Origin of the sequence: Streptococcus sp. UMB0029 (assembly GCF_002871495.1) — a bacterium.
Taxonomy (GTDB): domain Bacteria; phylum Bacillota; class Bacilli; order Lactobacillales; family Streptococcaceae; genus Streptococcus.
This window is the reverse complement of sequence record NZ_PNGD01000007.1, coordinates 16,286-38,102: the sequence shown is the minus strand read 5'-3', so window position 1 is coordinate 38,102 and position 21,817 is coordinate 16,286. Positions and strand designations below refer to the sequence as shown.

22 protein-coding genes are annotated in these 21,817 nt (G+C 40.0%); 6 read left to right on the top strand and 16 right to left on the bottom strand.

What is annotated here, in order from left to right:
* Positions 1–132 precede the first annotated feature (132 nt).
* A complete protein-coding gene (locus CJ239_RS05815) occupies positions 133–450 on the top strand; it encodes a DUF960 domain-containing protein (RefSeq protein ID WP_000886035.1) in 318 nt (105 codons plus the stop codon).
* Positions 451–691: 241 nt separating this feature from the next.
* Here the strand turns inward: CJ239_RS05815 and folK are convergent, their stop codons facing one another.
* The 6 genes from folK to CJ239_RS05785 all read right to left on the bottom strand — a co-directional run bounded on the left by folK (position 692) and on the right by CJ239_RS05785 (position 6,773).
* Positions 692–1,504, bottom strand: coding sequence for a 2-amino-4-hydroxy-6-hydroxymethyldihydropteridine diphosphokinase (gene folK, locus CJ239_RS05810; protein WP_102210854.1), 813 nt, complete (start codon positions 1,502–1,504; stop codon positions 692–694).
* 157 nt (positions 1,505–1,661) lie between these two features.
* Complete coding sequence (gene folE, locus CJ239_RS05805) at positions 1,662–2,216, bottom strand: GTP cyclohydrolase I FolE (protein ID WP_000380921.1); 555 nt, start codon at positions 2,214–2,216, stop codon at positions 1,662–1,664.
* Positions 2,197–3,519 (bottom strand): folylpolyglutamate synthase/dihydrofolate synthase family protein, encoded by a 1,323-nt coding sequence (locus CJ239_RS05800; RefSeq protein ID WP_102210853.1) that lies wholly within the window; start codon positions 3,517–3,519, stop codon positions 2,197–2,199. The genes folE and CJ239_RS05800 overlap by 20 nt, the downstream gene beginning before the upstream one ends.
* Before the next feature lies 1 nt (position 3,520).
* Positions 3,521–4,501, bottom strand: coding sequence for a dihydropteroate synthase (gene folP, locus CJ239_RS05795; protein ID WP_180958224.1), 981 nt, complete (start codon positions 4,499–4,501; stop codon positions 3,521–3,523).
* Between the two features lie 93 nt (positions 4,502–4,594).
* A complete protein-coding gene (locus CJ239_RS05790) occupies positions 4,595–5,302 on the bottom strand; it encodes a CPBP family intramembrane glutamic endopeptidase (protein WP_180958223.1) in 708 nt (235 codons plus the stop codon).
* A 52-nt stretch (positions 5,303–5,354) separates the two neighbouring features.
* Positions 5,355–6,773 (bottom strand): NCS2 family permease, encoded by a 1,419-nt coding sequence (locus tag CJ239_RS05785; RefSeq protein ID WP_102210851.1) that lies wholly within the window; start codon positions 6,771–6,773, stop codon positions 5,355–5,357.
* Between the two features lie 188 nt (positions 6,774–6,961).
* Here CJ239_RS05785 and CJ239_RS05780 point away from each other — a divergent pair, with 188 nt between their 5' ends.
* The 5 genes from CJ239_RS05780 (at position 6,962) to CJ239_RS05760 (ending at position 12,205) form a co-directional block, all read left to right on the top strand.
* The gene (locus CJ239_RS05780; protein WP_102210850.1) at positions 6,962–7,774 is read left to right on the top strand and encodes a Cof-type HAD-IIB family hydrolase; all 813 of its coding nucleotides are present in this window, start codon (positions 6,962–6,964) and stop codon (positions 7,772–7,774) included.
* 361 nt (positions 7,775–8,135) lie between these two features.
* Positions 8,136–9,155 carry an alcohol dehydrogenase AdhP gene (gene adhP, locus CJ239_RS05775; RefSeq protein ID WP_102210849.1) on the top strand — a complete coding sequence of 340 codons (1,020 nt, stop codon included), beginning with the start codon at positions 8,136–8,138 and terminating at the stop codon, positions 9,153–9,155.
* Positions 9,156–9,400: 245 nt separating this feature from the next.
* Entirely contained in the window at positions 9,401–10,390 is a 990-nt protein-coding gene (locus CJ239_RS05770) for a PTS sugar transporter subunit IIB (protein WP_102210848.1), read from the top strand.
* Positions 10,391–10,466: 76 nt separating this feature from the next.
* Positions 10,467–11,279, top strand: coding sequence for a PTS mannose/fructose/sorbose transporter subunit IIC (locus CJ239_RS05765; RefSeq protein ID WP_102210847.1), 813 nt, complete (start codon positions 10,467–10,469; stop codon positions 11,277–11,279).
* A gap of 14 nt (positions 11,280–11,293) precedes the next feature.
* On the top strand, positions 11,294–12,205 hold the full coding sequence (locus tag CJ239_RS05760) for a PTS system mannose/fructose/sorbose family transporter subunit IID (RefSeq protein WP_000136860.1): 912 nt from the start codon (positions 11,294–11,296) through the stop codon (positions 12,203–12,205).
* A 55-nt stretch (positions 12,206–12,260) separates the two neighbouring features.
* Here the strand turns inward: CJ239_RS05760 and pepC are convergent, their stop codons facing one another.
* The 10 genes from pepC to CJ239_RS05700 form a co-directional block, all read right to left on the bottom strand.
* Positions 12,261–13,595 carry an aminopeptidase C gene (gene pepC / locus CJ239_RS05755; RefSeq protein WP_102210846.1) on the bottom strand — a complete coding sequence of 445 codons (1,335 nt, stop codon included), beginning with the start codon at positions 13,593–13,595 and terminating at the stop codon, positions 12,261–12,263.
* A gap of 216 nt (positions 13,596–13,811) precedes the next feature.
* On the bottom strand, positions 13,812–14,534 hold the full coding sequence (locus tag CJ239_RS05745) for a pseudouridine synthase (RefSeq protein WP_102210845.1): 723 nt from the start codon (positions 14,532–14,534) through the stop codon (positions 13,812–13,814).
* Positions 14,535–14,606: 72 nt separating this feature from the next.
* Positions 14,607–14,837 carry a GlsB/YeaQ/YmgE family stress response membrane protein gene (locus CJ239_RS05740; RefSeq protein WP_102210844.1) on the bottom strand — a complete coding sequence of 77 codons (231 nt, stop codon included), beginning with the start codon at positions 14,835–14,837 and terminating at the stop codon, positions 14,607–14,609.
* A 9-nt stretch (positions 14,838–14,846) separates the two neighbouring features.
* Positions 14,847–16,088, bottom strand: coding sequence for an aminopeptidase (locus CJ239_RS05735; protein ID WP_102210843.1), 1,242 nt, complete (start codon positions 16,086–16,088; stop codon positions 14,847–14,849).
* A gap of 193 nt (positions 16,089–16,281) precedes the next feature.
* On the bottom strand, positions 16,282–16,560 hold the full coding sequence (locus CJ239_RS05725; protein ID WP_102210842.1) for a type II toxin-antitoxin system YafQ family toxin: 279 nt from the start codon (positions 16,558–16,560) through the stop codon (positions 16,282–16,284).
* Entirely contained in the window at positions 16,553–16,816 is a 264-nt protein-coding gene (locus CJ239_RS05720; RefSeq protein WP_102210841.1) for a type II toxin-antitoxin system RelB/DinJ family antitoxin, read from the bottom strand. Before CJ239_RS05720 ends, CJ239_RS05725 begins: the two co-directional genes overlap by 8 nt.
* An 89-nt stretch (positions 16,817–16,905) precedes the next feature.
* Positions 16,906–18,834, bottom strand: a complete 1,929-nt coding sequence (locus CJ239_RS05715; RefSeq protein ID WP_102210840.1) for a DUF262 domain-containing protein — start codon at positions 18,832–18,834, stop codon at positions 16,906–16,908.
* Positions 18,828–20,141 (bottom strand): DUF262 domain-containing protein, encoded by a 1,314-nt coding sequence (locus CJ239_RS05710; protein ID WP_102210839.1) that lies wholly within the window; start codon positions 20,139–20,141, stop codon positions 18,828–18,830. The genes CJ239_RS05715 and CJ239_RS05710 overlap by 7 nt, the downstream gene beginning before the upstream one ends.
* Before the next feature lie 7 nt (positions 20,142–20,148).
* Complete coding sequence (locus CJ239_RS05705) at positions 20,149–21,099, bottom strand: YafY family protein (RefSeq protein ID WP_102210838.1); 951 nt, start codon at positions 21,097–21,099, stop codon at positions 20,149–20,151.
* Between the two features lie 109 nt (positions 21,100–21,208).
* On the bottom strand, positions 21,209–21,730 hold the full coding sequence (locus CJ239_RS05700) for a DnaA ATPase domain-containing protein (RefSeq protein WP_102210837.1): 522 nt from the start codon (positions 21,728–21,730) through the stop codon (positions 21,209–21,211).
* Between the last annotated feature and the right edge of the window lie 87 nt (positions 21,731–21,817).

Below are 21,817 nucleotides of genomic sequence, written 5' to 3'. Positions count from 1 at the left end.
ACTTTCAAGCATTTTTTGAAGATTGTTTGAAAAAAATTTCATAGAAAACGATGTTTATGAAGAAAAAATCACCTTTTCTTGATTTTTAATCCTATTTGCTGTATGATAAGGGAAAAGAAAGGAGGCAAAGATATGGCTTTTACCAATACCCACATGCGGTCGGCTAGTTTTGGCATTGTTACCAGCTTGCCTGATGATGTCATTGACTCTTTTTGGTATATTATTGACCACTTCTTAAAAAATGTCTTTGAATTGGAAGAAGAACTCGAGTTTCAATTGCTCAATAACCAAGGAAAAATTACCTTCCACTTTTCAAGCCAACACCTCCCTACAGCCATTGATTTTGACTTTAATCATCCTTTTGACCCTCTTTATCCGCCAAGAGTACTGGTTTTAGACATGGACGGTAGAGAAACGATCCTCCTCCCAGAAGAAAATGACCTATTTTAATACTCAAGGAAAATCAAAGAGCAAACTAGGAAGCTAGCCGCAGATTGCTCAAAGCACTGTTTTGAGGTTGTAGATAGAACTGACGAAGTCGGCTCAAAACACCGTTTTGAGGTTGCAGATAGAACTGACGAAGTCAGTAACATATATACGATAAGGCGACGCTGACGTGGTTTGAAGAGATTTTCGAAGAGTATAAAAACTCTAGCCTTCAGTTGCAAGTAACTGAAAACTAGAGTTTTTTCTATTTTTTCAAAGCATTATACAAGTTGCGAATAGGTTGCTTTAATGTCGGATGGATAAAATGAGGCGCAATTTCTTGTAGAGACTCAAGGACAAACAGGCGTTCCGCTATGTAAGGATGGGGCAAGATAAGCTCATCTGTGTAAATGACCTGGTCCTCCACAAAGAGCAAGTCCAAATCAATCAAACGAGGCCCCCAATGTACTTCTCTCACACGTCCCATTTCTACCTCAATAGCCAACAAGTTTTCTAACAAGACTGGTGCTGGTAGCCAAGTTTCCACCTCAACCACTTGATTTGCAAAGCTATCCTGCTCAACACCACCCCAAGGCTCTGTCGTCAAGAGACTGGACTCTTTGAGAATATGGATGCCTCGAGCTTGCAGTTTGTCAATGGCTTGTTCCAAGTTCGCTTGCTTATCTCCCATGTTGCTTCCCAGGGCGATAAAGGCCCGTTGCTTACGGCGATGAATGGTTACTGAGCAAGTATCTAGCGGCAAATGCACTGGCGCCCAAGGTTTTTCCAGTTCCAACTTCATTTCTTGGACAAGAGGATAAGCATCAAAGGTACGTTCTACTAGTTTGTAGGCTACCGTTTCAATCAAGTCCTCAGTTGTTTCCTGAAACCAAGTCGTCCACTGCTGACACAGTTCTCCATAATGGACAGAAGCCGTTAAATCCAAATCTGTCGCCGCCTTGGTCATATCATAGGATAGGATGGCTGAAACGACAAACTTCTGCCCCAATTCTTTCTCACTAGGAAACAGACCATGATAAGCAAAAATTTCCAAATCTTTAATCTGCAGTTGATCCATAATGATTCCTTTCTAGAAAAATCCGCTTCAAGTGGATTCTTTTTATAGTCAATGAAAATCAAAGTGCAAACTAGGAAGCTAGCTGCAGGCTGCTCAAAACACTGTTTTGAGGTTGCAGATGGAAGCTGACGTAGTTTGAAGAGATTTTCGAATAACATTATAGTCCCATTAAACGATAAGCCTGATCTCGAAGGTCCTTATCTGTTTCAAATAGACCACGAGCTACTGTCGTCAAGGTTGCAGTACCTGGTTTTCTAACACCACGCATGCTCATACACATATGTTCCGCCTCAATGACAACAAAGGCTCCTTTAGCACCTAGATAGTCCATCAAGGCATCGGCCACTTCGATATTCAAACGTTCTTGAATTTGTGGTTTTTTCGAATAAACTTCCACCGTACGGGCCAGCTTAGACAAGCCTGCTACACGGCCATCTGGAATATAAGCAATATGCGCTCTACCATAAAATGGCAGAAAGTGATGTTCACACATAGTGTGGAAAAAGATATCCTTTTCTACCACCATATTGTCATCAATAATCTCAAAGGATTTTGACAAGTGTTCCTCCGCTGTTTGACCAAGCCCTGAAAAAATCTCTTGGTACATACGGGCTACACGAGCAGGTGTTTCCTGCAAGCCCTCGCGATTAACGTCCTCTCCCACAGCCTCGATAATCATTTTTACAGCTGCTTCAATCTTTTGTGTATCCATTCTCATTCTTCCTCTCCATCAGATAGGCTCTCACTTGGCTCAAGAAATACAGGGAACCTGTGACAATCCTAACTGTTTTTTTCTCTTCTTTTTTATCTGTCAATTTCTGCGCTAGAAAATCCTGCCAGCCCTGATAGCTGAGATTTCTAGACTTAGCCGCCTCTTCCAGCACGCTTTCATCAGTCGCCCGACTATCGTCAAAATGTGTCAGGGTAAGCTCGGTATCTGGCATTGTCCCCAACAAGTCCAACATATCCTCCAAGGCCTTGGTTTTGATACAAGTAAAGAGGATTTCCTTACGATAATCCGCAAAGCGTTCTCGCAAGGTTGCTATTAAAGCCTTTATGGCATGGGGATTGTGGGCCCCATCCAAAATCATCAAGGGGTCTCTAGACACAACTTCCAAACGCCCAGGCCACCTTGTTGCTTCCAGGGCTTGAGCAAGCAGGTCATTGCTTGCTAGCTCTCGACCATCTTCTTGACAAAAAGTATCAAGTAAAGCTATGGCCATCCCAGCATTCTCTATCTGGTGCAAACCAAGTAGATCAGTCTGGAAGCGACCTTGTCTGACAGCACTGGTATAGTCAAATACTTCACCCGTTACCACACTCTCTTGGTGACTGACCTGATAATATCTATCATATCGTATTCTCGGCGCATTTTTAGTTGCCGCAATAGAGTCAATCACAGCTAGCGCTTCTGGAGCAATGCGACCTGTTACCAAGGGAATACCTTGTTTGATAATACCAGCCTTCTGCTCTGCTATAGCCTCCAAGCTGTCCCCAAGTAAGGCTACATGATCCAATCCAATGGTCGTAATTCCTGTCAAAATGGGCTGGCAGACATTGGTGCTATCCAAGAGCCCGCCCATGCCCACTTCCATGATGGCCACATCTACTTGCTCTGAGGCAAAGTAGTCATAGGCTATGGCTGTGATAATCTCAAACTCGGTCGTTCCCTGCAAATTGGCAGTCGCTTCCCCCTCAATCAAAGACTGATAGTCTGTCATGAGGGCTTCTAGTCTCGCTTCTGGAATGGATTCCCCATTGATGCTAATCTGGTCTGTATAATGAATGAGATAGGGCGAGCTGAACACACCAACTCTCAGCCCTAGCTTTTCCAACATATTTTTCAAAAAAGCAATGGTCGAACCCTTGCCATTGGTTCCTCCGATATGGATGACCTTGAGTTTTAGATGGGGATTGCCACGCAAAGCTAACAGTTCCACCATGCGTTCCAATCCAAAATGTGGTTGGTCCGTCCGGTAGTTGGCAATCCACTGATTATTTTCGAATTCTTTCATCTTATTTATATTGTTTTAAATCTAAATTTTCCGCATCATCAGCCAGACGAATAGCGGAGGCAATTTCAACTGCCATCCTGTGACTAGCTACGTCATGCACGCGCACCACTTCTACACCCTGTCTTGCAGCAATACTAGTTACATGAGCCGAAGCCGTATCTCGATTGCGGAAACCAAGTTCTGTCTCAGGATTGACTTCAAAACCACTCTCTTCAAGAATATTGATGACAAATCGCTTGCGCGACACTCCGAGAAAGATTGGATAGCCTTTCTGATGGAGTTTATCCAGGTCCCGTAAAAGAAGCAGATTTTCTTTCTTGGTAAGACCAAAACCAGTTCCTGGATCCAACAGGATATTTTCTTGTGCAATCCCAGCTTCCTCTGCTCTCGCTAAGGCTCTGTCAAAGAAAGCCTCCATCAAATCTTCGATTGGCATTTTTTCAAAGTCAGCTAATTCTTCCTCTGTAAAAGCTTGTCCAAAACCAAAATGAGGAAATATGAGCGAGCTAGGATGCTGAGGTCGCGCCATGACTGGATTAAACATAATGACTACTTTCGCACCAGCCTTAGCAACCACATGGGCCATTTTCTCATCACCCATGAGGCCTGTAATATCATTGACTAGATTGGCACCAGCAGCCAAAGCAGCTTCTGCTACCTGACTTTTCCAAGTATCAATAGAGATGAGGACATCACTTTCCTTGCGAATAGCTTTGATTACTGGAACAACACGCTGGATTTCCTCTTCTTCTTCTATCTCAACATAGCTACTGCCCGGCCGAGTTGATTCTCCGCCGATATCGAGCATGCTCGCCCCTTCAGCTATTAATTTGCGAGCCTGCTGGAGCGCCTGCTCAAGAGCAAAAAATTGACCACCATCCGAAAAGGAATCTGGGGTTACATTGATAATTCCACAAATAGCTGTCTTTGCATGATTGGCTTTACTTGACATATCGGTCACTCCCTCAAGGCTGTTCATCATATTATTTCTCTATTTTACCATAAAAAGAAAAAGATGGACATGATTGCATTCATCTTTTTCCCAGTAGAAACAAGTAAGCAATTGTCAAAAATCTTAAACAGAAATCCCTAATGTCCGACTCATGATCACCACAAGAGCCAATAAACAGAAAGCTACCCCATTAACAATCATGTGAAGCAAGATAGACATTTCCAAACGTTGGGTCTTGTAAGCCGTCCAAGACAGAACGATCGACATACCTCCATAAATCAATAGAGAAGGTAAATTACTTGGTTGATGCAATAAAGCAAACACAATCGTACCGACTACAAATCCCAAGTTCTCTTTTCCTCGGAAAATCTTTTTAGGAATAATCCCACGGCACAAGATTTCCTCACAAATTGGAGCAAGCAAGGCTAGCAAGAAAAAGCTAGAAATCAAAGAACTATGCTGAACCATATCGTTAATCTGAGACTGATTACTTGTTGTCGTCTCATTTGACAGTTGCAATAAAATGGAACCAAGTATATTTGACCCGATAATGACTAGATAACTCAAACCCAATCGTGCCAAATCCTTAGCTCTAAAAAAAGAAAAATTAAAACTAGCTATTTGCGTTTTACGAGCTCCTATAATAAATAGACCTAAAACCACAATTGAAATACCAGCAACTATCAGTCCTGACTGTAACAGTGGTACTTCATGTAAAGCTAAAATTGCAGTAACTGCTAAAGGAATCTGATATAAAATTGTCGCTAACAAAAAGACCAAAAGCCAACCTGCACGATTCAACAATTCTTTCCACATACTTTGCTCTTCCATCAGCTATCTCCTTTGTATTAAAAAAGGGGGGAAATCCCCCTGAGTCATCCTATTATAGGGCCATGCTGATATAGTTAAGGATAAACAAGGCATCCAAAATCCAAATCATTACATGGACATCTTTAGCTTGACCTTTGACAATCTTAGTCAAAGTGTAAGTCAAGAAACCAACTGCAATCCCTTGAGTGATAGAGTAGCTGAATCCCATAAAGATAGATGTGAAGAAAGCAGGAACCGCTTCAGACATATCATCCCAATGAATATTTTTCAAGCTAGCCAACATCATAATCCCAACAATAATTAAGATTGGAGCTGTAGCAGCTGTTGGTACGATAGCGAGAAGTGGGCTAAAGAAGCTTGAAATTGCAAAACAGATAGCTACAACCAAGGCTGTCAAACCAGTACGTCCACCTGCACCGATACCCGCAGCAGACTCAACATAAGTCGTTACGTTTGAAGTACCAGCTACTGCACCAATTGTTGTAGCAATTAAATCAGAATAAAGAGCTTTGTCCAATTTGACTGATTCCTTGTTTTCACCTTTAGAAGCAATGATTCCAACTTTTTCACCAGTACCAATTAGAGTACCAATTGTATCGAAAATATCTGTCAATGAAAAGGCAAGAATAGCCATAAGAGTCTCAGGTAAGCGAGCTGTATCTGAAATCAAAGCTCCTAAACCTTCTGAACCAAGAGCTGCACCAAAAATTTTCTTCAAATCTTCTACCGCAGCACCCAAGTGATTATTTGAAAAATCAATGCTAGAAATATTAACTAAACCTACTGCAATTGCAAGAACTGTTGTTGTTAAGATAGAAAGGATAATCCCTCCCTTAATGCCTTTGATGACAAAGAAGATAGTAATGGCAAGTCCTGCAAGAGCCACCAAAACAGCTGGGTTATTAAAGTCAACCAATCCTGGAACCGCTGAAGAGTTTGCTGCAATCGTTGCTTGAGCTTTGTCAGCACCTTCTCCTATAACAGTATAGTTACCTGGATCAATCGTAAATTTCAAAAGTCCAGCATTCTTAATCCCTACGTAGGCAAGGAAGACACCGATACCTGCTGAAATAGCTGAACGAAGAGCAGTAGGAATGGATTCAATGATCATTTTGCGTACATTTGTCAAAGTAATAATCAATGAAATAATACCACAAATGAAGACCATAGCCAAAGCTTCTTGCCAAGAATAACCAAGTCCAAAGACAACTGTAAAGGTAAAGAAAGCATTCAGTCCCATACCTGGTGCTTGGGCATATGGTAAGTTAGCATAAAAAGCCATCATAAGGGTTCCTACCACAGAACCAATAATCGTTGCTAGGAAGATACCCTGAGCAGGCATTCCTGTTTGCGAAAGAATTTGTGGGTTTACAAAGAGAATATAGCTCATTGCAAAGAAAGTTGTTAAACCAGCGAGAACCTCTGTACGAACGTCTGTACCGTTCTCTTTTAGTTTAAATAATTTGTCCATTATCAATCTCCTTTTAATTTTTACGAACAATAATAGAATTATATCATTTATCATTCACTTTTTCAATATATTTGTTTAATTTATTTAATAAAATGATGGAATTTCTTTTTTGTTTGGAATCTGCTTTTCTCTCTGCTTTTTGCTATAATAGTAGACATCTTATCTGGAAAGACACTAGAAAGGTTCATATGACGAAAAAAATTATTGCAGTTGACCTAGATGGAACCCTGCTCAACTCAGATAGTCAAATTTCTGACTTTACCAAAGAAACCATTAAAAAAGTTGCTGAAAAAGGCCATCAGATTATTATTACGACAGGTCGCCCTTACCGCATGTCAAAAGATTTCTACCGTGAACTAGACTTAGACACTCCTATGATTAACTTCAACGGCTCCCTCACTCATTTACCAGACCAGGTTTGGGACTTTGAAAAGTGTTTGACCGTAGACAAAAAATATCTTTTAGACATGGTTCGACGTTCAGAGGACATTCAAGCCGATTTTATCGCTGGAGAATACCGTAAAAAATTCTACATTACAAATCCTAATGAAGAAATTGCCAATCCCAAATTATTTGGCGTAGAAGCTTTCCAGCCTGAAAATCAATTTCAGCCTGAATTGGTGACCAAGAACCCTAACTGTATTCTCTTGCAGACCAGAGCCAGTGACAAGTATGCCCTGGCAAAAGAAATGAACGCCTTCTACCAGCATCAACTTTCTATTAATACCTGGGGAGGTCCCCTTAATATCCTTGAATGTTCAGCCAAGGGTGTTAACAAGGCTTTTGCCTTAGACTACTTACTTAAGGTCATGAATCGTGACAAAAAAGATTTGATTGCTTTTGGAGATGAACACAATGATACCGAAATGCTCGCTTTTGCTGGGAAGAGCTATGCCATGAAAAATGCCAACCCAGAGCTACTCCCCTATGCAGATGAGCAAATTTCCCTGACCAATGACCAAGACGGGGTTGCCAAAACACTGCAAGACTTATTCTTATAGCCCCTACTGAGTCTGGGACAAAAGTCTAACCATAAATATAAAAAGCGAACAAAATAAGTTATCTGACACTCAGAATTCTGTCTTGTTCGCTTTTTTTCCAATCTATCGATTTTAAAAATTTATAATAAAGAATTCCTAAAATCAAAATCTTTTTGTCCCAGCCTCTTTGTGCTCTTTTCACAGTCTCATCAACCAGTTAATCGATTGTTCTATTTTTTACCCCCAAAACCTTGGAAAAGGCTTTCTTTTGTGATATACTTCACATGTAAATACAAGAGAGCTCGTCACACTCGACTCTGTTGACACAAAATCAATCCAGTCCTGTTGCTCCTGCTCTCAGTTAATATCAAGGAGGATAGCTATGAAAGCTGTTGTTGTAAATCCAGAAAGCACTGGTGTTGCTGTTGAAGAAAAAGTACTCCGTCCACTTGAAACTGGGGAAGCACTTGTAGAAATTGAATACTGTGGTGTTTGCCACACTGACCTACACGTTGCCCATGGTGACTTCGGTCAGGTACCAGGACGTGTCCTAGGTCACGAAGGTGTTGGTATCGTTAAAGAAATTGCCCCAGATGTAAAAAGCCTTAAAGTAGGCGACCGCGTCAGCGTTGCTTGGTTCTTTGAAGGATGTGGCACTTGCGAATACTGTACAACTGGTCGCGAAACCCTTTGCCGTACAGTAAAAAATGCTGGTTACTCAGTAGACGGTGGTATGGCTGAACAGTGTATCGTAACTGCAGACTATGCTGTCAAAGTTCCTGACGGACTTGATCCAGCCCAAGCTTCTTCTATCACATGTGCTGGTGTAACAACCTATAAAGCTATTAAAGAAGCAAAAGTTGAACCAGGTCAATGGGTTGTTCTATATGGAGCTGGTGGACTTGGTAACCTCGCTGTTCAATATGCTAAAAAAGTATTCAATGCTCATGTCATCGCAGTTGATATCAACAACGACAAACTTGCCCTTGCAAAAGAAGTGGGTGCGGACATTGTGATTAACGGCCTCGAAGTTGAAGATGTGCCAGGCCTAATTAAAGAAAAAACAGATGGTGGGGCCCACTCAGCTGTTGTAACTGCTGTATCTAAAGTTGCCTTCAACCAGGCTGTTGACTCCGTTCGTGCTGGTGGTCGTGTAGTCGCTGTTGGTCTTCCTTCTGAAATGATGGAACTCAGCATCGTTAAAACCGTTCTAGATGGAATCCAAGTCATCGGTTCTCTTGTTGGAACTCGTAAAGACTTGGAAGAAGCCTTCCAATTCGGTGCAGAAGGTTTGGTAGTCCCAGTTGTCCAAAAACGTCCAGTCGAAGATGCTGTGGCAATTTTCGACGAAATGGAAAAAGGTCAAATCCAAGGACGTATGGTACTCGATTTCACAAACTAATTCAATAACAACCTATATAAAAAAGTTGGATGCTTCTTCCAACTTTTTTATATTAAATTTTTAAAATAAGGATTATTCTCTTCTCAAAAATATTAGTATATCAACATTTTGAAACATTTGTATTTTGTTTTTAAAAAAATTCTATATCAAATAGTTGATTTTTTTATGAAAACGGTTTATACTAATCTAGTCTTAAAGTTTTCTTAAACAATGGGCACAACATTTTATAAGGAGGAATGACAATAATGAGTATCGGAATCATTATTGCGAGCCACGGCGAATTTGCTGCGGGTATTCATCAGTCAGGATCTATGATTTTTGGTGAACAAGAAAAGGTTCAAGTTGTAACCTTTATGCCAAATGAAGGTCCAGATGACCTATATGCTAAATTTAACAACGCTGTGGCTGCATTTGACGCAGAAGATGAGGTGCTAGTTTTGGCTGACCTTTGGAGTGGTTCTCCATTCAACCAAGCTAGTCGCGTGATGGGAGAAAATCCTGATCGTCAGTTTGCCATCATCACAGGACTTAACTTACCGATGTTAATCCAGGCCTATACAGAGCGCCTCATGGACGCTACAGCAGGTGTGGAAAAAGTCGCTGCGAATATTATCAAAGAAGCCAAAGATGGCATCAAAGCTCTCCCAGAAGAGTTAAATCCAGTTGAAGAAGTTGCAAGTGCTGCAGCTGCTCCAGTTGCCCAAGCTGCTATCCCAGAAGGAACTGTTATCGGTGACGGTAAACTAAAAATCAATCTTGCTCGCCTAGACACTCGTCTCCTTCACGGTCAGGTTGCTACTGCTTGGACTCCAGATTCAAAAGCAGACCGTATCATCGTTGCTTCAGATAACGTTGCCAACGACGATCTTCGTAAAGAATTGATTAAACAAGCGGCTCCAAATAATGTCAGAGCCAATGTTGTACCAATCCAAAAATTGATTGAGGTTTCAAAAGACCCACGTTTTGGAGAAACACATGCCCTTATCTTGTTTGAAACACCTCAAGATGCCCTTCGTGCAATCGAAGGTGGCGTGCCAATCAAGACCCTTAACGTAGGATCAATGGCTCACTCAACAGGTAAAACAATGGTCAACAACGTTTTGTCTATGGACAAAGATGACGTTGCTACATTTGAAAAAATGCGTGATCTCGGTGTTGAATTTGACGTACGTAAAGTACCAAACGACACCAAAAAAGATTTGTTTGACTTGATTAACAAAGCCAACGTTCAATAATAGACATCAGTAACTATCGAAGAATTCTAAGAAAATTTTTCACTTTATTATCATTAAATAGAAAAGGAATAAAACCATGTCAGATATTTCAATTATTTCTGCTGTCTTGGTTGTAGTTGTTGCCTTCCTTGCAGGTCTTGAAGGTATCCTCGACCAATTCCAATTCCATCAACCAATCGTCGCATGTACCCTTATCGGACTTGCAACTGGTAACCTCGAAGCAGGGGTTATGCTTGGTGGATCACTTCAAATGATCGCCCTTGGTTGGGCAAACATCGGAGCTGCCGTAGCTCCTGACGCTGCTCTTGCATCTGTTGCCGCAGCAATCATCTTGATCAAAGGTGGTAACTTTACTACTGAAGGTATCGCCGTTGCAACAGCAACAGCTATCCCTCTTGCCGTAGCTGGGCTTTTCTTGACAATGATTGTTCGTACAATCTCAGTTGGTTTGGTTCACACTGCTGATGCTGCTGCTAAAGAAGGAAATATTGCAGCTGTCGAACGTGCTCACTTTATCGCACTTCTTCTTCAAGGTCTTCGTATTGCAATCCCTGCAGCCTTCCTTATCGCTATCCCAGCTTCTGCCGTTCAAGACGCTCTTAAATTGATGCCAGACTGGTTGAACGGTGGTATGGCTGTCGGTGGTGCTATGGTCGTTGCCGTTGGTTACGCTATGGTTATCAACATGATGGCAACTCGTGAAGTATGGCCATTCTTCGCAATCGGTTTTGCTTTTGCTGCCATTTCTCAATTGACTTTGATTGCCCTTGGTGTAATCGGTGTTGCCCTTGCCTTCATCTACCTTAACCTTTCAAAACAAGGTGGTAACGGTGGCGGAGGAGCTGCGGCTTCTAACGATCCAATCGGTGATATCCTAGAAGACTACTAGAAAGGGGAACAATCATGACTGAAAAACTTCAATTATCAAAATCAGATCGTAAAAAAGTTTGGTGGCGTTCACAATTCCTTCAAGGTTCTTGGAACTACGAGCGTATGCAAAACTTGGGTTGGACTTATTCATTAATCCCAGCTATCAAAAAATTGTACACTACTAAAGAAGACCAAGCTGCTGCTCTTGAGCGTCACCTTGAGTTCTTCAACACTCACCCATACGTAGCTGCTCCAATCATGGGGGTTACTCTTGCACTTGAAGAAGAACGTGCTAACGGTGTTGAAATCGACGACGCTGCTATCCAAGGGGTTAAAATCGGTATGATGGGACCTCTTGCTGGTATCGGTGACCCAGTATTCTGGTTTACAGTTCGTCCTATCCTTGGAGCTCTTGGTGCATCACTTGCTGCATCTGGTAACTTGGTTGGTCCACTTCTCTTCTTCTTCGGATGGAATGCTATCCGTATGGCCTTCCTATGGTACACACAAGAATTTGGTTACAAAGCTGGATCTGAAATCACTAAAGACATGTCTGGTGGTATCTTGAAAGACATCACTAAAGGTGCTTCTATCCTTGGTATGTTCATTCTTGCCGTTCTTGTACAACGTTGGGTATCGATCAACTTCACTGTTAACCTTCCAGGTAAACAATTGGCTGAAGGTGCCTACATCAACTTCCCAGAAGGACCTGTATCAGGTGCTGAATTGAAAGGTATCCTTGGTCAAGCACTTGGTGGATTGAGCCTAGATAAGATTCAACCACAAACCCTTCAAGGCCAGTTGAACTCATTGATTCCAGGATTGATGGGACTTCTCCTTACTTTCCTTTGCATGTGGTTGCTTAAGAAAAAAGTATCACCAATCTCAATCATCCTTGCACTCTTTGCAGTAGGTATCGCAGCTCGTTTCTTCGGTATCATGTAATCAAGAAAATCAAAAGGAACCAGGTTCTAAAATCTGATTCCTTTTTTCTATGTTTTTATTCAGCCAAGGCACCCATTGGATCCCAAGGTGCAAGCACAATTGGTTCTGCTTCATAAGTAGCTTGTTCTTCTGCTGTCAGCAATTCTTTGCGAACAACGATTTGGTAAGTGTATTCGTCCATCCAAGCGTCTGAGGCAACAAAGTAACCATCTGTACCGACCTTGTCTCCCCAAGAGTTTTCAACCTTCCACTTTGTTGACTTCCCATTTTCATCCAAGTCAACACCTGTCAAGACCATAGCATGAGTCATCAAGCTTTCGCTGTAGTCCAAACGTCCAGCCTTGTCTTGAGTGAGTTTAATGTCCATGCTTGATTCAAAGTCATAAACATCTGTCGCAAGAATTCCAGCTTTGCGGTTGCTGAGCTGACCAACATCTGAACCAAACCAAACAGTCTCACCTGCTTGCATTTGAGCAATTGCCAACTCTTTCAAGCGCTCCATCGGCACGTTGATGTAGCGAACTGCACGGCTACCAACCACATTCCCCAACATCTCAACTGTGTAAGATTGGCCATAAGGCTTGTCAGCAGTTGGAGCATTGATAACAGAAACATAGTCTTCTAGTGGAAGATTGACATATTTCTTGTAAAATTCTTGTGGAGTAATGCTCTTTTCACTTTGGTAGTTGTTATCTTTATCGCGATAAGCAAAGTCAAATTTACGTGGTGGAAGGCCTAGTGACATAGCAAGAAAGTTAAAGATTTCTTGCAAGAGGTCTTCTTTCTTAGCTTGAACAGTCGCTTGGTCAGCGCCAGAAGCAAGCAAGTCACGCAAGATTTGAGCATCTTGACGAAGCAATTTGTTGAGAATGGCATTGAGCTCACGACTACTGCTTGATGAAACAGATTCAGGATAAACTGACTTGGGCACGACACCGTATTTTTCAAAGAGAGAAACGACCATATCCCACTGACCACCGTCTTGTTGTGGTGTTTGGAGTAGGAATTTAACCTTACGGCTCGTCAAGTCTTGGTCTGCAGTCGCAATGACTTGCTCCAAGAACCAGTTTGATTTCTCATACTTGTCCCAGAAGAAAGTGTGGGCTTGTGACAACTCAAAGTTTTCCAGTTTATATTGAGAGATAAGTTTGTGGCGGAAGGTGTTGAGAGCTGCAAACATCCAGCAACGACCAGACGCTTTCTGGTTGGTTACCTTATCCTTGGTCAAATCTAATGAGAAAACAGGGGTGTTGTCTACATGGCTTTGGCGACGTTCTAGGGCTGCAAAAATTCCGTTGTGGCTGGCAGCATTTTCAATCGCTTGGTATTTTACATTTGCTTCATAGTTGGCAAATAGTTTATCAGTAAATGATTCTTGAATCGCGTTCATAGATTCCTCCTTTTATTCTACAGTCTATTATAACTCTTTTCACAAAGGAAGCAACTGAAAAACATAAAAGGCAAGGACATTCTTCCTCACCTTTTTCAAATTTATACTCTTCGAAAATCTCTTCAAATCACGTCAACGTCGCCTTGCCGTACTCAAGTACAGCCTGCGGCTAGTTTCCTAGTTTGCTCTTTGATTTTCATTGAGTATTAAACTAAATTAAATAATATTAGCACGGAGAATTTCTAATTCTTCCTTGGTCAAGCGACGCCATTCTCCTCTCTGCAAGCTCTCATCCAATACTAGAGTTCCCATAGTCAAACGTTGCAAGTCTACTACTTCCTTGCCACAATAGGCTACCATACGCTTGACCTGATGAAACTTCCCTTCTGCAATGGTCACACGGATTTGGCTTTGATTCTTTTCTGGATCTATGGACACAAGCTCCAGTATAGCAGGCTGACAAGTAAAGTCTTTGAGAGAAATACCCTTGGCAAATGTCTCCACGTCTTCTTGGGTCATGATTCCCTTGACTTGTGCCAGATACGTCTTGTCTACATGACGCTTGGGCGAAAGAAGAGCATGGGCAAGCTGACCGTCATTGGTCAGGAGCAGAAGCCCATGCGTATCAATATCCAAGCGCCCTACTGGGAAAACTTCCTTGCTCCGAGCCAAGTCATCCAACAAGTCCAGAACGGTTCTGTGCTTAGGATCCTCAGTCGCTGAGATAACTCCTTGGGGCTTATTCATCATGTAGTAGACAAACTCTTCATACTCCAACACTTGCCCATCAAAGCGAATCTCATCTCTTTCTTCATCAATCTGTAGTTTCGCTGATTTCTCTTTTTTACCATTTACCGTCACGCGCCCAGCCTTGAGCAAGTTTTTGACCTCAGTCCGGCTCCCCACAGCGCAGGCAACTAAAAATTTATCTAATCTCATAGAACTATTATATCATACTCAAAAGGAGGCTGGTACAATGACCAACTTCCTTTTCGTTTTAGATTTAGGCAATTAACTTCCTCGTCTCCAAAAAATAGCTAAGACAATCATGGCACCTAAAATCGCTGGGATAATGGCTGTTCCTGATAAAACTGGCCCCCAAGTTCCAAAGAGCAAATGACCCAGAAAGGCACCAATCCATCCTAGAAACATTTTTCCAAAACATCCCATGCGTTCTCCACGATTGGTCAGAGTACCTGCTAAAAATCCCACTAGGAGACCAACGAACATACTTCCTAACATATTATCTCCTTAATTTGCCCAATCTCCGTTACGGAAGAGTGGTACACGTGTCCCATCCTCACGGATACCATCAATATCCATTTGGTTAGAACCAATCATAAAGTCTACGTGAACATCTGAACGGTTAAGCCCCGCAGCTTCAAGCTCCTCTTCGCTCATCTCCGCTCCACCAACAACGCTAGTTGCATAGGCTGCACCGATAGCCAAGTGGTTTGACGCATTCTCATCGAAAAGGGTGTTAAAGAAGGTAATGCCTGACTGAGAAATTGGGCTTGGATCTGGTACCAAGGCACATTCACCCAAGGCACGCGCACCCGCATTTTCAAAGACAAGGTCTTTCATGACCTGATCACCCTTCTCAGCAGTGATATCTACGATTTGTCCATCCTTAAAGGTCACCTTAATACCTTCAATGATATTGCCGTTATAGCTAAGCGGTTTTGTAGACGTTACATAACCATCTGCACGACGAAAATCAGGCGCTGTGAAGACTTCTTCTGTCGGCATATTTGGCAAGAATCCTTCGCCCTGCGCATTAATAGCGCCAGCTGATTCCCAAACGTGGTTCTTCGGCAAACCAAGTGTCAAATCTGTCCCTGGTGCTGTGTAGTGAAGGGCTGAAAATTGCTCTTTATTAAGCATATCGGCCTTGCTCTTGAGGATAGCTGCATGCTCTTCCCAAGCCTTCACAGGATCTGCTTCGTAGACACGGCAAGTTTTGAAGATTTGGTCCCAAAGAAGATCAAATGCTTCTTCGTCGCTCGCAGCATTTGGAAAGACTTTCTTAGCCCACTCAAGTCCAGCAGCGGCTGCTACAGTCCAGCTAACCTTGTTAGATTGAGTCGCGATTCGCATTGGCTTCATGGCAAGTCCCATAGCTTTAGCAGAAGCTGATAGCTTGTCAGCATCCACTCCGTTCAAGGCACCTGGGTCAGAAGAACGAACTCCGAGACGGCTAGCCTTGTTATCCAAGAGATAGTTCATCTCAGCAATCTTGTATTCCGGCACATTGTCCAGACGCTCCATCGGAGCATGTAGGAATTTCTCACGGTTAATGACATCGTCGGTCCACTGAACAATAACCTCATGTGCACCTAAAGCATAGGCTTCTTTGACGATTAAGTGAGCCAACTCACGTTGCTCCACATCGATAGAGAGAGCCAAAGTGTGACCAGGTTGCACGTTAATTCCGTTCGCAACCAACAATTTCGCATATTTTTCTAGATTTTCTTTAAAATTTGGTAAAACCATATTATTTTCTCTTTTCTATTTTTATTTTTCTTTCAAAGCAGCGAATACCCCTGCTAAAGCAATGGCACTCGACAAGAGTGCTGTTGATAGAAGAATTGTTTGATCAGCAAGTTATAATTGATATTCAAACACCTTCTCAGCCAGCTTATCTTCCGCGAATATTCTTAGTTTCATGAAAACCCCTTAAAATTTATTAAAACAAATCACTATGACTGCCTGTCCTCAGTAAATTTAAAATCAATTCTTCCTTGTCTACTTTATAAACCAAAAGCCAATCTGGCTGGATATGGCATTCACGAACTCCTTGAAAATACTTGGATGCCATCAATTGATGATCACGATATCTAGCAGGAAGTTCTTTTTCTTGAACAAGAAAATTTAAAACTTCTTCTAATAATTCTGCCTTCAAACCACGCTTCATAGCCAACTTAAAATCTTTTTTAAACTGTTTATGATAACGAATCTTAAGCACGCAAATCCTCCATCAAGTCAGAGACTGATTCAAAGGATTGGCTCATATTACGATTTTGGTCTAAATCCGTTAACACTTGAAACAACTTCCGATTTTCGTCTAGTCTAACATCGAAAGGTAAACCCTGATATTGAATAGCTTGACGAAGGAAAATATTGATGGCAGTCGTCATATCCATTCCCAGATTATTAAACACCTGTTGGGCCTGCTCCTTCACCTCACTATCCAGACGGATGCTCATACTCGTCTTTGACATACTCTCACCCTCTTTCTATAGACTATTTTAACAAAAAAGAAGGCTAATGTAAATCTATTGGATATACATTGGCCTCTTTAAATAGATGATTATAGCTGTTCTGATGACTTATTTTCTATAAAATCATTTACCCTAGTCAAAATCTCTTTTTCCAGTTCTGTTATTTGTTCCGGACCCCAACCAGAATCTTTTTTAGAAGTTATTTCTGCCATCATCTGTAATTTTAAGCTTTGACGATAAAATATATCTTGCCATTGATTATACTTTGCAATTGGAACTAAATTTCCAAACTTCGAATTCTGACTATCTGTAATGATACAAAGATTCCCGAAGGAGTGCAAAAATTTATCATCAATCTCTTCAACTATTTCATCACTATTTGGATGTTGTGGAAACCAGTGCTCTATGGAACGACGATATGTAAACTTAAAATCTTCAAATTCAACGCTCGAATACTTTCCTTTTAAATCCGAACAATTTTTCCATAAAATATAATCTATAAAATTGAAAGCGTAAACAGGAATTGCACCATATCTTTTGATATTTCTATCCTTGTCAAACAAACTTTCTTCAGCATATCTCACTGCCATTTTCTCAAGAAAATTCTTAAACCGAGCACCAAATTCTGCTTGATTTAACTCTTCAATATGGTTAAACAAGAATTGCAAGATTTCATATAACCAACGACTATCACGATTAGCAGTAAAGGTCACAGCAAACATAGATTGGAGCATTAAAATATCATCATTGAACTTTTCAAAAGAATTTTTATCATGATAATATTGAACAAATAAATCTCCTCCAGTTTTATTATTATAATCATTCCGATAAACTTTCTGTAGAAACCAATCATTTTCTTGTCTTCTATTATTAGTCTCTTGTGACATTCGTACGATCAAATTATCAAATATAAATTTTAATTTCAATAAATTTCTAATAAATAATGTAACATCCTCTAAATTTGTATTAACACTAGTTACATTTTCAAATGTTTCTAATAATTTCTTGTCATCTAGCTGTATAGCAGAAGGAGATACATTACCAAATGTTATATAATAAACGAAATATAAAAATGTTTCAAAGTTTATAATCGTTCTGTATTTTTCCACTTCATTCGTATCTGATATTACTTTAACTCTTGTAGATTCTTTATTTTCTATACTAGACAATAGAGATTTCTTATTAGTTGACTGAACTTCTATTTGACTTAAGGACTTATCAATATTTAAACGAAAGCTATTCTGATAATTATTTCCTTTAATCCAATTCAAAGGAAAGATTTTTTCTCTTTCCCCATCATGATGCTTTTTCTTTGCTTTTTTTGTAAATGCATTGATTACCGGCTTATCAAACTCTGCACAGGCTTCCCAAATTCTCGCAAATTTTTGTGCCATTTCTTGATCTGTACCGAACTTAGCCATCATTTGCGCCTTAAGAATCTCATGAGCCTCTAGTTGTTCGCCTCGAGAGTTGAAACGTTCGAAATAAAGATTCAAATCTAAATCCTCAGGAAGTATACTCCGAAAAATGATGACCTTTTCAAAAAGATAGTCAACGAAAAACTGAGGATTAAGCTGGCGCTCCTCTAGCACTTTTTTCAATGCGTCTTTAGCATGTCTGTAGCCTCTAGTCAGCTCATTTTCATCGCCCTCTAAAATTTTTTTCTTGGCAAATAAATCTTGAATATTCTTATTTGATTTCTTCCTAGCTGGGAAGGTAAGATTGATAGCTTTCAATCTATCAAAACCAAACTCATGCTTCAAAGCTAAGGCAATCAAATTAAGGGCTGTTGTCCGTTGTTGCCCATCTATGATTTTGAAAATGTCATTCTCGTTATTAACGACCAATGTTCCAATATAATAATTGTCTCTATTTTCTTGAAAAGCATCTGCTACGTCGTTCAATAACTGCTCAATTTCATCATAAGTCCAAGCAAAATTTCTCTGATAAAGAGGAATAGCATAGGTATCTTCATTTAACAAACGATTAACTGATAAGCTTATATGTGTTTCTACCATTTATCTTTTTCCTCTTCTATAATCCTATCCACAGTATAATTTTCAAATAACTCTCTATCTATCTTAATCATAAAATCATTCGGAGTGACAGCATGGGATAAAAGTTGAAATAGCTTTTGAACCTCTTTTTGTCTAAACCTTCCACCAGCAGCATAGTTCCCAACCGTCGCATCATATATGGCTTTAGACTTAACCCGAGGGTAATAAGACCAAATAAACAAGGTCTCTACTATCTCCTTTGATAGCTCATCTTTTCCAAATCTCTCTGCAAAAAGCGAGCAAATATTTAGGAATATATTGTGGCACTTGAGGTAGCGTCCTTTTGAGCTATTGTAAATATTCAACATGCCTTCTGGGTAAGCTAGATTTTTTTCTTCCCCTTCAGGAATATCAGAAAATCCTAACTCTTCATTTAAAAAATCTTTATGTTCTTTAATGGTTTCATGAGCAGATTCAATATACTCAAAAAATTTACTTCCATCAATGATTGGCATAGTAATGGACATGGGGAGGTTTTCAATATGACGATACAATTCTAAGTATGGAAAGTTCTGATTCAAATCAACACCTTTAAAATCGTCAATAAAATCCTCTGTAAAACGGAGATAAGAACCATAACGCTTGTTTGTCAATCCTGTCTCTCCTCGCGACCATCGTCTCATACGAAAAAGATGTTTATCAAATAACTCTTTGAGACTTAAATTTTTATCCTCTACAAATTGCTCCCACTTTTCCACAATTCTTTCATCTTCGGTATCTTCCTTGCGAAGATGATAGGCTTTGAGCAAATCATGAGGTTCTAAAGATTTTCCACGATTATTCTGAGAATCAAATAACTGAAAGGCTTCAGATAATCGTTCCTGTGGCATAGTAATCACGGAGACAGAACAATTTTCCAATAAAAAATTGCAAATATCTTTTGTCTGATTTTCGCCAACCAATTGAGTCAAATTTTCCCACTCATTATAATTTTCACTCGCATGATAGCAGGATATCTCCCCAAATACAGCACTACTCAGCAGTTGCTTAGCACCCTTATAATTCTCTAAACTATCTAATAAATGAAGAAACAAGGAAATGGAAATTAGCCGTTGCTGACCATCGACAATATCTAAGTATCCATCATTTTCATGTAAGATAACGGAACCAATCTGATATTCCTTTTTCCCCATAGCATCTCGTAAATCATAAAAAAGATTACGGATATGTTTTCTGTTCCATTTATATGGTCTTTGATAAGAAGGAATTCGCAAATCCCCTTTTTTCAATAGTTCTCCAACCTTTTTAGAAGTAAATTGAATAGTCATTTTATCCTCATCTATATTTATCTATCATTTCTTGAACTGTTTGCTTCATATCCTCTACTAAAATCCGAGGAGACAAAACAGTAACTGCTTCCCCTTGCCCCAGCAACCAGCGTTTAAGGCCCGGTGTGTGCTGACTTTCAAACTGAAAATGAGTCCAATCGCCATTTTTCCCAACTATTTTTGCATTTGGAAATTGATCCATCACAATAGTCGGATCGTACAAGTACTCAATTTCAATACTGATTTTCTTCCCGATAAAAGCATCCACTCTCTCGTTACGAATGTCGCCATCTCTAAATTTATCTCGATAAGAAATAGAGGGTTTCTCTATACCACTAAGAGACCATGACTGGATACGGTCTACTCTTAAAGTAATATAAGTAGCATATTTCAACTGGTAAACAACCAGATAGAAATAATGACTATCATAGTAAAGAGAGACTGGTAAAACAGTCTGCCTCTTAGAAGACTCAGAATAAGGTTTTTGATAGACAATATCTAGAACCTGTTCATGCAAAATAGCTTCTGATAAATTCCAAATTTTCTCTATCCTATTTTGTTGATCTGTTAAGGGAGCATAGTTAAGTTTTTCACTGCCAATGATCTGCTCAATTTCTTTCTGATCAGCACGGGGAACTAAGACCAGTAAATTACTTAGTAAGCTAGCAATTTCTGACCGATTCAGTGCTCGATTTTCCAATAAAATCTTTGAAATAACGAGTATATCCTTTTTATTAAAAACTGACTTACTTGATAGATTATACTTATTTGTTTTACGACTATAAAGCAAGTCCCCACTAAAATCGGGATGACTGGATAAAATATCACGAAGGAGCGAAAAATCTCTCTGTATCGTCTTTTCACTGACCTCAAATTCCTGAGCCAGTTGCTTTTTTCCTAACGGAGTCCCAAACTGTAAACGTAAAAAGATCGTTAGTAGTCTCTCTTGAACATTCATCTGCAATTTCCTTCTACATATTATTCAAACAATATTATTTCTAGTACATTATTATCACTTCTATAGTCTAACTAGCACTTTATATTCAAAACGATTAAAGCAAAATAAACTAGCCTTTAGGTGATTTCAACTGTACCACTATGCCAGATTCGAAGAACTCAACTACGGATTCATCCATATTTTTTAAGTCTTCGGGTAAGCAGTCTGAATATACAATGAAGAGTCTGCCTCTTTTCTTATTCTCTTTGAATTGCTGCATCCAGTATTCCTCTACCCTTTGATCAGCCTCTCCCAAAAGTTGAACTCCCTCCATAAAAATCAAGTCATACTCTGTATGCTCCATTTGCAGTTTTATCCATTGACTATGTTTAGAAAAAATCAAATTATCTCTCACTCGATAATATCCAAGTGATACTATTGGAGTAGCAGGTTTTATTTTGGTTAACGTATAAAATAAATGCCATCTGTCAGTCTCTGAAATACCGCAAATGTAAATACATTGAGAATCTTCTTTTAAGTCTATTTGTGGGAATCCAGTCCAATCACTCCCATCATCTTTCAAGCCTTTTTCAAAATTGTAAATTTGCTCTTCAATTGACACGTTAGAATTTAAAATTCCTTGATTCACCATATTATACTCTCTTTTCTATTATTTTTAAGAGAATTATAACAAATCAAGTGGACATATTTTGTCCACTTGATCAAAATAAGCAATTTT

What these genes read in the sequence shown, in the direction of transcription:
- CJ239_RS05815 (WP_000886035.1), top strand. Translation starts at nt 133, where the DNA reads ATGGCTTTTACCAATACCCACATGCGGTCGGCTAGTTTTGGCATTGTT.
- folK (WP_102210854.1), bottom strand. Translation starts at nt 1,504, where the DNA reads ATGGATCAACTGCAGATTAAAGATTTGGAAATTTTTGCTTATCATGGT.
- folE (WP_000380921.1), bottom strand. Translation starts at nt 2,216, where the DNA reads ATGGATACACAAAAGATTGAAGCAGCTGTAAAAATGATTATCGAGGCT.
- CJ239_RS05800 (WP_102210853.1), bottom strand. Translation starts at nt 3,519, where the DNA reads ATGAAAGAATTCGAAAATAATCAGTGGATTGCCAACTACCGGACGGAC.
- folP (WP_180958224.1), bottom strand. Translation starts at nt 4,501, where the DNA reads ATGATGAACAGCCTTGAGGGAGTGACCGATATGTCAAGTAAAGCCAAT.
- CJ239_RS05790 (WP_180958223.1), bottom strand. Translation starts at nt 5,302, where the DNA reads ATGGAAGAGCAAAGTATGTGGAAAGAATTGTTGAATCGTGCAGGTTGG.
- CJ239_RS05785 (WP_102210851.1), bottom strand. Translation starts at nt 6,773, where the DNA reads ATGGACAAATTATTTAAACTAAAAGAGAACGGTACAGACGTTCGTACA.
- CJ239_RS05780 (WP_102210850.1), top strand. Translation starts at nt 6,962, where the DNA reads ATGACGAAAAAAATTATTGCAGTTGACCTAGATGGAACCCTGCTCAAC.
- adhP (WP_102210849.1), top strand. Translation starts at nt 8,136, where the DNA reads ATGAAAGCTGTTGTTGTAAATCCAGAAAGCACTGGTGTTGCTGTTGAA.
- CJ239_RS05770 (WP_102210848.1), top strand. Translation starts at nt 9,401, where the DNA reads ATGAGTATCGGAATCATTATTGCGAGCCACGGCGAATTTGCTGCGGGT.
- CJ239_RS05765 (WP_102210847.1), top strand. Translation starts at nt 10,467, where the DNA reads ATGTCAGATATTTCAATTATTTCTGCTGTCTTGGTTGTAGTTGTTGCC.
- CJ239_RS05760 (WP_000136860.1), top strand. Translation starts at nt 11,294, where the DNA reads ATGACTGAAAAACTTCAATTATCAAAATCAGATCGTAAAAAAGTTTGG.
- pepC (WP_102210846.1), bottom strand. Translation starts at nt 13,595, where the DNA reads ATGAACGCGATTCAAGAATCATTTACTGATAAACTATTTGCCAACTAT.
- CJ239_RS05745 (WP_102210845.1), bottom strand. Translation starts at nt 14,534, where the DNA reads ATGAGATTAGATAAATTTTTAGTTGCCTGCGCTGTGGGGAGCCGGACT.
- CJ239_RS05740 (WP_102210844.1), bottom strand. Translation starts at nt 14,837, where the DNA reads ATGTTAGGAAGTATGTTCGTTGGTCTCCTAGTGGGATTTTTAGCAGGT.
- CJ239_RS05735 (WP_102210843.1), bottom strand. Translation starts at nt 16,088, where the DNA reads ATGGTTTTACCAAATTTTAAAGAAAATCTAGAAAAATATGCGAAATTG.
- CJ239_RS05720 (WP_102210841.1), bottom strand. Translation starts at nt 16,816, where the DNA reads ATGTCAAAGACGAGTATGAGCATCCGTCTGGATAGTGAGGTGAAGGAG.
- CJ239_RS05715 (WP_102210840.1), bottom strand. Translation starts at nt 18,834, where the DNA reads ATGGTAGAAACACATATAAGCTTATCAGTTAATCGTTTGTTAAATGAA.
- CJ239_RS05710 (WP_102210839.1), bottom strand. Translation starts at nt 20,141, where the DNA reads ATGACTATTCAATTTACTTCTAAAAAGGTTGGAGAACTATTGAAAAAA.
- CJ239_RS05705 (WP_102210838.1), bottom strand. Translation starts at nt 21,099, where the DNA reads ATGAATGTTCAAGAGAGACTACTAACGATCTTTTTACGTTTACAGTTT.
- CJ239_RS05700 (WP_102210837.1), bottom strand. Translation starts at nt 21,730, where the DNA reads ATGGTGAATCAAGGAATTTTAAATTCTAACGTGTCAATTGAAGAGCAA.